Consider the following 7,950-nt stretch of genomic DNA (forward strand, 5'->3'; position numbering starts at 1 on the left):
ATCTATGTCGAGAAAAGGCTGTTCACCAGACAACGTTGCCTGTGAAGGCTTCTTCGGACATCTAAAAAACGAGATGTTCTATAACCGAAGTTAGGAAGGCTGTTCGATTGCTGCGTTAAAATATGAGATCGACAGTTATATTCGCTGGTACTGCACAGATCGAATCAACACTCGGAGGGCTCAGTCCTCTTCAATATAGAAAGGAGTTGGGGGTGGCTGTTTAAAAAATGTCCGCACCCCCCTTACTTCCCCCCAAATTTTCCTGTACTCCTATGATATATTCGTCACTGTCAGTATCAATCAGCACCGTATGATACCCTGCCTTTTCCCAAAGTTTATCCAGTTGACCGCAAAACTGTTCCACATCTCCTGATTCCGATAAAATATCTTCACCTACTGGAAGCCCATTTGCCTTTACCACGCGCAACTTCTTCATCAGAAATACAAAGGTTTCCCTGTCGGCTTTCCAGTCAAATCTCGCAATCATCCGCCTGTAATAAAGAAGGATCAGTGCACCGTAAAGAAATGGCTCATTGGCGCTTTTTGCGTAATCCTTATATTCCTCATACTCAGCGCTTAAATCTTCATAAAGTCCCTCCGCCTCACTTCCACCAGCTTCTTTTGCAGTCTTTTCTATTGTTTCCAGAAAATGCTCTGGCTCAGCAAGGCATTCAGAAATTTCCTCCAAAATGTTTTTGTCACTCGTCCCTATGGATTTTGCAAGCTCTAAAAAGTCTTCTTTCGTTTCCGGAAGAGGAAGCCGCAAAGGCGTATATTTGTTTTTGCGTTCGGGAATTGGCTTTGAAAAAACAGGGACCAGGCAAAAAAGAAACAGGGGAACAAAACAAATAACGAGCAGAAATCCGTGAAGGTACCTGCCCGTTTTTATAAAATGCCACGCGCCGTAAAGGAATGAAAGGCAGAGCAAAATGAAGCATGCATATATGCACCAGTCCTGTAATTTCCAATCTGCAAATTGTCCTTTTTTCTGTTTTCCTTTCATATCCTTCGATCTCCTATCTGATTCAGCAATAAACTGGGATATCGTAAAGCCGCTACGAAAAAGAAAAAGTCGTAAACACTAACACCTTATCATACGCCGACACAACTCGGTGTCAAATGGCAAATGGATGTGAAATATGTTCCAACATCAAGCTGTTGCCTCAGGGCATGCAAAACAATCTTTTGTGGTGAGGAATCATATGTTAGAATGTTAGCGTTAGCTAACTAATGAGACTGGACTACTATTCTGATCGAGGACGTGATTTGAGGACGGCATTTTCTGTGACATCAGAATAAGGGTTGCCGGCAGCTTTACGGGGGCTCGTTTTGGATATGGCAGAGAAGATTGATTTTCATCTGGGGTTTACCTATAACGAGAGACGTAAGCCCTCCCTTATCGATGTGGAAGGTCATATTGAGCCGGGCAGGTTTGTTGTTTTATGCGGCTGCAGCGGCTGCGGTAAATCGACACTGCTGCGGTGTATCAATCATCTCATTCCGGAATTTTACGAGGGTGAGCTCACCGGTGTTTGCAGGATTGACGGCAAAGACATATCAGGATTGCGTATCGGAGAAGTGGGGAAGCAGGTAGCGTCTGTATTCCAGGATCCAAGAGCACAGTTTTTTACAGTGAACAGCTCATCCGAGCTTGCATTCGGCCTTGAAAACTTTGGTCTGTCACATGATGAAATCGTAGAGCGAGTGAACGAGGGATTTCGAAAATTTGGATTGGATTCCCTGAAGAACAGGTCTGTATTTGAACTGTCAAGCGGAGAGCGGCAGCTTGTCGCTATTCTATCTGCCTGGGCGCTTGCCACAGACGTTATTATCATGGACGAACCGACAGCAAACCTGGATCAAAGAGCAATCGCCAAGCTTCATGATATGCTGTCGGAACTCAAGGCAGAAGGGAAGACAATCGTGGTGAGCGAACACAGGCTGTATTATTTAGCGGGACTCGCTGACGAATACTGGTATATCCATTCGGGTGAACTTGTCAAATGCTATCAGGCAAAAGAAATGCTTCAGCTGACAGAAGAGGAATTAACGGATATGGGACTCCGGGCGCCGGAAGTTAGGGATATCAGGCGAAGGGATATGGATTTCAGTGAGGAACTCGTCGGAGGACAGCCAGACGATGTTTTACTACATGTCCTCAGCTGTGAGAATGTGACATATCGATACAGAGGGGCTAAGGAGGATACGCTAAAATCAGCCAATATTACATTGAAAACAGGAGAGGTCCTTGCGCTTGCCGGGCCCAATGGCAATGGAAAGACCACGCTGGGCAAAGTCATATGCGGAATCTTTAAAGCTTCATCCGGAAAGATTACGTTCGACGGAGTGGCTGAAAGGACAAAAGAATTACAGAACAAGTGCATTTTCATTATGCAGGAAGCGGAATTTCAATTCTTTACAAACTCGGTATGGAATGAATTGAAGTACGGCAAAAAAACAAGTCCGCTTCTCGAAGCTGAGATGGAGAAGATGCTGAGGCGATCAGGATTATGGGAACTTAGGAATCGGCATCCCTTCAGCTTGTCCGGAGGTCAGATGCAGAAGCTCGTTCTGCTCCTGGCATATTTTTCGGAGAAACCTGTGCTTGTACTGGATGAACCGACGGCAGGGCTGGACGGGCGTTCTCTGCGAACTTGCATAGAGATTGTCAATGCGATGAAAAAGGACAAGATCGTTCTCATTATTACGCACGATATAGAGCTCATAGCAGGTGCGTGCACCGCTTGTGTCTGGCTGGAGGACGGACAGGTGCAGGATCGTTTTGTTCTCGATTCTGACGAGTCCCTGCGTCAGTTTCGCAGATACAGGGATGGTAAGCTACAAGCCGCAACAAATCCATACATACCGGCGAATCCAAAGCACAGCTTTGATCCGCGTATCAAACTTGTAATGACACTGTTTTGCTGTACGACAAGTGCATTCGCAGATATGCCGCTCGTAACAGGGATGTTTGCGGCAGGAATGATCATCAATATATATGAGCGTAAATACAAATCTTCCATTGGATATGGCGCCATATATGCGGTCCTGCTTTTGGCATATCTGGCATTTCCAAATGCGGTGACGGGGCTTTTGATCAATATCATTCCAAGGTTTTTGGTAATAGGAGAGTTTCTGTCAGCCGTAATCAGTAATGACGGAGGCGATAAGACAATAACCGCATTTCGATATATGCATATGCCAGAGAGAGCAATCATGATCTTTGCCGTGATGTTCAGGTTCGCTCCGGTGATGGGCAAAGATCTGTCGCTTATGAGGCAATCCATACATACCAGGGGATTTTTCAAGACAAGAACAGATAAAATCGCAGCGTTCCCGGAATATATGGAAATGATCATAGCCCCCCTCATGCTGAGGGTGATTCGGATTGCTGAGTCACTCTCTGCGTCAGCAGAAACTCGCGGAATCGGATTGCCCGGCCGCAGACAGTCCTTTACATCTTTCAAGATGGATATATCAGATGTGATCATTACCGCGGCTGCGCTCGCCCTGATCGGCTGCGGCTTTTTCTATACGAGAATGGTCGGCTTGTTCTGAACCGTTTCAGAGCTCAAATCAAAGAACCATATATTTTTAACCTACGAGAGGAGGTTGCGATGGGATCTAACAGACTCAAGACAAAGGACATTATAACGGTCGTTCTATTGTCATTAATTAATATTGTCATATTCATGTCGGGGACTTTCCTGTATGCGACACCGGTAACGCTGTTGCTTATGCCCCTGTACTATGCCTTGCTTGAAGGGATGGTTGTATTTACAATAGGCACCAGGGTGCGCAAGAGAGGCGCTATGTTGATCTATTGCGCTATCCAGGGGATCATTGGCTTCTACCTCCCGTACACGCTTGCCTATATTTTAATGGGGATCGTATCCGAAGTGATTCTGTCTAAGACCGGATATGGTGATTCCAGGGGGCTCACAGCAAGTTACATCCTACAGCAGGTGGGCCTGTGCTTTGGAAGCACTGTATATCCTTACGTTTTTGCCATCGAGAAGACGATGGAAAAGATGAGCGTTAAAGAATCTGACAATCTGAAATACGTTATGACCCATGCGGGCCATGCAATTATGAACTGGGGCTGGATCCTTCTGCTGGCAGCGACGGCCATCGTTGCCTTGATCGGTTCGCGTATAGGCAAGAGAGTTGTCAGAAAGCATATACAAAAGGCCGAAGAAACTTACGGGGATGAAAACTGATCCAGTCTGCCAAGCCGGTATCTTATGGATCAGTGAGGATGCTGAGATATGTCCAAAGGTCTGATCGGAGCAGCTTCCTTAATAAAAGAATATAGAGCAATTACCGGATTTGCATCCCTCTATCCCTTTGCTACGAGCGGCTCAAGCGACATGGAAGCCTCATTATCACCGGGCATAAAAATACAGAGCGTCATCTGATGAACTGGCGGCAATCTGCTATGATGGAGAGGAGAGTATGGATGGGGGAGGAGAGGCGCTTTTGTGTGCCGGAATCATAGAGGAGAGGGCAAATGGCAGGTGGTCGGAAAATTCTAATATTACTCCTGGCGCTGGTGTTCGCGGGTACCAGTACGGCCTGCCATCTCTATGTCGACGGCAAGCCGCTTACGACGGAGGAAGTCAACCGGCAGCTGGCAGAGCGCTATGGCGCTGGAAATTATCAGCTCAAGCAGTTGGACAGGGATCACTGGCAGGTGGCCCTGCCCCAGTATGCAGGGCTTCAATATACTGTGACAAGCGTGATCCATCGTGGCGGCGTCGTACCGGTTCCCCAGCACAGCCAGGAAGAGAACCGGATGGAGGCCTTGGGGAGACTTTTGGCGCCCAGGTATTTCACGGCGGATGAAATGAAGGAAATCAGCTACGCAAGCGGCTTCGGGGGCGGAGGGATGACAGTTGAGGTTTTGAGCGATTTCTCTGATGAGGCAAAGATTGCGGATCTGCAGAAGAGGGTAGAGGCGCTCTGCAGAGATATGAAGGAGAATTATGCTCCTCTTGCAAAAGATGCCCATGTGACACTCACAGTCAAGAGTGATGCGGCTGCGACAGGTCAGGAATATGGGGTGGAGAGCCCAAAGCTGATCCGATGGACATCAGACAGGGGAAACGGCAGACTGATCGGTTCATATCTGGATTCCCTCTACGGCACGGGCAACTACAGCTACGAGGAGACGGAGGATTTTGGGAGCGGGAAGGAGATCTATCAGGTTCGGTTGAAGCGGGCTCCGGAACAGGAATTTCATCTCTATGTGCAGAGCGATTGGTTTGGGTTTCGAAAGACGATCTGGGATACAAGATACCGGGATATCTGTGATCTGATTGATTACAATACCTTTCCGCTTGGTATCGATCGGGCCCATATATCTCCTGATTTCAACCGCAGGGGATGCAGAGTCTCCGTATCGTATCTGGCCTATGGCAGGGAGCGTGTACCGGATATCATCAACCTCCACAGAGAGGCAAGTGAATATATCCAGAAATACGCTGCCATTATTTACGCGGATCAAACGGATGGCGGGTCAAAGCAGGTACCCATCTTCTCGACCTCGATTTCAGTGGATTTGTAGGAGGCAGGATGACCGTTCAAGAGGAATTATTTGCCCTTCAGGATAAGGAATATGCGGACTTTCAGAGCAGGCTTGTGCCCACGGTGTCGCGCCAGACCTTCATCGGAGTCCGTGTTCCGCAGCTCAGAAAACTGGCAAAGCGAATGGGAAAAGGGCGGGAAAAGCAGATGCAGGAGCAGAGGCAGGATTTCATGCAGGCTCTCCCTCACAGCTATTACGACGAGAATATGCTGCACAGTCTGCTGGTCTCTGAAATCAATGATTTTGACGCCTGTATTTCGGCTGTGGATGCGTTCCTCCCCTACATTGATAACTGGGCCGTCTGCGACATCCTGTCCCCCCGGATCTTCAAGAAGGAGCACGGGCGTCTTCTGGCGGAAATTCCCCGCTGGATCGGGTCAGACCAGACCTATACCTGCCGCTTCGGAATTGAGATGCTGATGACGCATTTCCTGGAGGAGGATTTTGAACCACGCTACCTGGAGCTGCCGGCACAGGTTCATCTGGACGAATACTATGTCAGGATGATGGTTGCCTGGTTTTTCGCGACAGCTCTTGCCAAGCAGTGGAAGGCGACAATTCCCTACCTGGAGAATCATAAGCTCGAGATCTGGACTCACAATAAGACCATACAGAAGGCCTGCGAGAGCTACCGGATCACGGCGGACCAGAAGGAGTATCTTAAGGGGTTAAGACTGGGAAAAGCGGCTGGGGCTTTCGATAGAGGATAGATGGATCAGATTTTCCCTGCGTCCGAGATCAGGATTGAGCAGAACAGGGAATAATAAAATTTGGGATGACAAAAGTTCACAGATTGTTTATAATTACACTGCCAGTTATGCAGTTATTCTATTGAAACAGATGCAAAGCTCAGATGGGGAGCGCTGGTTATGTAGAAAGGAGAAAGAATGAAGGGATACAAGAGTATCCTGAGCAAGTCATTTGCCGGACTCATGGCGATGGTCATGGTTGCGGGGATGGTCTTGCCGGGAGCAAGGACAGTAGAGGCTGCCAGTCAGCTGCAGGTGGCCCAATACGTCAAGACGGCCAAGGGGACGGTGACAGGCGCCTCCGGGAGCAATCACGGGACCTATGCGGGTGAGTGGAAGGCTTCCATCCCCATGGCTGACGTCATGTCTGCCTTTGAGAGCGACATGAAGTCGGAGGCGGATGCAGGTCATTTCCCCTGGGATATCGAGACGGTCAGCACAAGCGCCTCTATCTATTACAATGTGACCTTCCCTGAAGGTGTGACGGTAGGGAATCCGACTACATCCAGCAGCACCAATATGATTCCGGCCAGCACCATTTCCAACAGCAAGTCCGGCAATACGGTAAAGTTCAAGTTCAAGCTGGCTGATGTCAACTGGGCGACGATCTACAACTATTACCAGCAGGATCGGGCTGCCGGGACAGCCAACCGCACGGTCAATGTCACCATTCCCTATACTGTGACAGCCAACAGCAAGCAGGAGGCCCAGGCGCTGGAGTCCAAGACCATTGACAGCACCGGCAACTTCTCCTTCTATCCCAGCAGGACATTTGGAAAATGGGGAATGGGCAAGCAGACCTTCAACGCAGACCTGTCCAAGCAGCCCCTGACCACGAACTTTGCCAGTTCGGATGTCTTCCAGACCCAGGAGGTCAGCCAGACAGTCAATATTGACGCTGATCTGAAGCTGGGCAGCGATACCGGAAACAATACGATCACGGTCCAGAAGGCGGACAACATGGACTTCGTCGGCGTGATCAATGCCAAGACCATCAAGGATCAGATGGCTCGGATTGAAGCTAATTACGGCACGGATGCGGACAAGATTGCCCTGTCCAACCTCAAGACGGGTTTTACGGCCAAGATCACGCTTCCCAATGAGCTGACCTTCGCGTCTAAGGATGCCGTTTTAGACGGAGCCAACGGTTCCTTTAAGATCGAGAGTGTTACGGGAGACGACCATTCCGCTACCGTGACCTTCCGTCTGGTCAATGACGATCAGATCGATACCTTTGCCAAGCTCAAGGCTGCTGTCAACAAGGTGGACGACGAGCTCAAGGTGACCTTTAAGACCGCGAAGTTCAATGGGAACGCACAGGCCAACACGGACTACGAGGTCACAGGCAGCATCTCAGGAAATCTGACGGCGACGGCGACCAACAAGGTCAGCGGCAAGCAGATTAACTTTAACCTGATCTGGAACGGCAAGCAGACCGAGGCAGGTAAGAGCGTGCATAATCCAAGTCAGATCGCCCTGTCCGTAAGGTACGCAGAGTCTACAGAGCAGGTATTCCATGCAGATGTGAAGCTGCCGGGCGATATCCTGGTTGGCGACGAGACAGAGCACAATCAGGTCTATGAGGTCGCTGAGGGAAGCAAGGTTGCCTTTACG

The 7,950-nt window shown here is 49.1% G+C and carries 7 protein-coding genes and 1 pseudogene; 7 read left to right on the forward strand and 1 reads right to left on the reverse strand.

Annotation, left to right across the window (positions count from 1 at the left end):
* Positions 1-220: 220 nt before the first annotated feature.
* On the reverse strand, positions 221-1,003 hold the full coding sequence (locus tag HMPREF1508_RS00535; RefSeq protein ID WP_044958460.1) for a DUF6630 family protein: 783 nt from the start codon (positions 1,001-1,003) through the stop codon (positions 221-223).
* Positions 1,004-1,335: 332 nt separating this feature from the next.
* Here HMPREF1508_RS00535 and HMPREF1508_RS10765 point away from each other — a divergent pair.
* The 7 genes and pseudogenes from HMPREF1508_RS10765 to HMPREF1508_RS00560 form a co-directional block, all read left to right on the forward strand.
* A pseudogene (locus tag HMPREF1508_RS10765) lies at positions 1,336-1,839 on the forward strand (ABC transporter ATP-binding protein); the annotation flags it as partial.
* A gap of 261 nt (positions 1,840-2,100) precedes the next feature.
* Positions 2,101-3,558, forward strand: coding sequence for an ATP-binding cassette domain-containing protein (locus HMPREF1508_RS00540; RefSeq protein WP_242834466.1), 1,458 nt, complete (start codon positions 2,101-2,103; stop codon positions 3,556-3,558).
* A 59-nt stretch (positions 3,559-3,617) separates the two neighbouring features.
* Entirely contained in the window at positions 3,618-4,220 is a 603-nt protein-coding gene (locus HMPREF1508_RS00545) for an MptD family putative ECF transporter S component (protein WP_044958463.1), read from the forward strand.
* Positions 4,221-4,268: 48 nt separating this feature from the next.
* The gene (locus tag HMPREF1508_RS10080; protein ID WP_156923145.1) at positions 4,269-4,418 is read left to right on the forward strand and encodes a hypothetical protein; all 150 of its coding nucleotides are present in this window, start codon (positions 4,269-4,271) and stop codon (positions 4,416-4,418) included.
* Positions 4,419-4,510: 92 nt separating this feature from the next.
* On the forward strand, positions 4,511-5,566 hold the full coding sequence (locus tag HMPREF1508_RS00550; protein ID WP_044958465.1) for a hypothetical protein: 1,056 nt from the start codon (positions 4,511-4,513) through the stop codon (positions 5,564-5,566).
* An 8-nt stretch (positions 5,567-5,574) separates the two neighbouring features.
* Positions 5,575-6,297, forward strand: a complete 723-nt coding sequence (locus HMPREF1508_RS00555; RefSeq protein ID WP_044958468.1) for a DNA alkylation repair protein — start codon at positions 5,575-5,577, stop codon at positions 6,295-6,297.
* Between the two features lie 177 nt (positions 6,298-6,474).
* On the forward strand, positions 6,475-7,950 hold a 1,476-nt coding region (locus tag HMPREF1508_RS00560), incomplete at its 3' end, for a hypothetical protein (RefSeq protein ID WP_044958470.1).

This window comes from Shuttleworthella sp. MSX8B, from assembly GCF_000524295.1.
Classification (GTDB): Bacteria; Bacillota; Clostridia; order Lachnospirales; family Lachnospiraceae; genus Shuttleworthia; species Shuttleworthia satelles.

Coding starts and splice junctions, on each gene's coding strand:
- HMPREF1508_RS00540 (WP_242834466.1), top strand. CDS start 2,101: ATGGATTTCAGTGAGGAACTCGTCGGAGGACAGCCAGACGATGTTTTA.
- HMPREF1508_RS00535 (WP_044958460.1), bottom strand. CDS start 1,003: ATGAAAGGAAAACAGAAAAAAGGACAATTTGCAGATTGGAAATTACAG.
- HMPREF1508_RS00555 (WP_044958468.1), top strand. CDS start 5,575: ATGACCGTTCAAGAGGAATTATTTGCCCTTCAGGATAAGGAATATGCG.
- HMPREF1508_RS00550 (WP_044958465.1), top strand. CDS start 4,511: ATGGCAGGTGGTCGGAAAATTCTAATATTACTCCTGGCGCTGGTGTTC.
- HMPREF1508_RS10080 (WP_156923145.1), top strand. CDS start 4,269: ATGTCCAAAGGTCTGATCGGAGCAGCTTCCTTAATAAAAGAATATAGA.
- HMPREF1508_RS00545 (WP_044958463.1), top strand. CDS start 3,618: ATGGGATCTAACAGACTCAAGACAAAGGACATTATAACGGTCGTTCTA.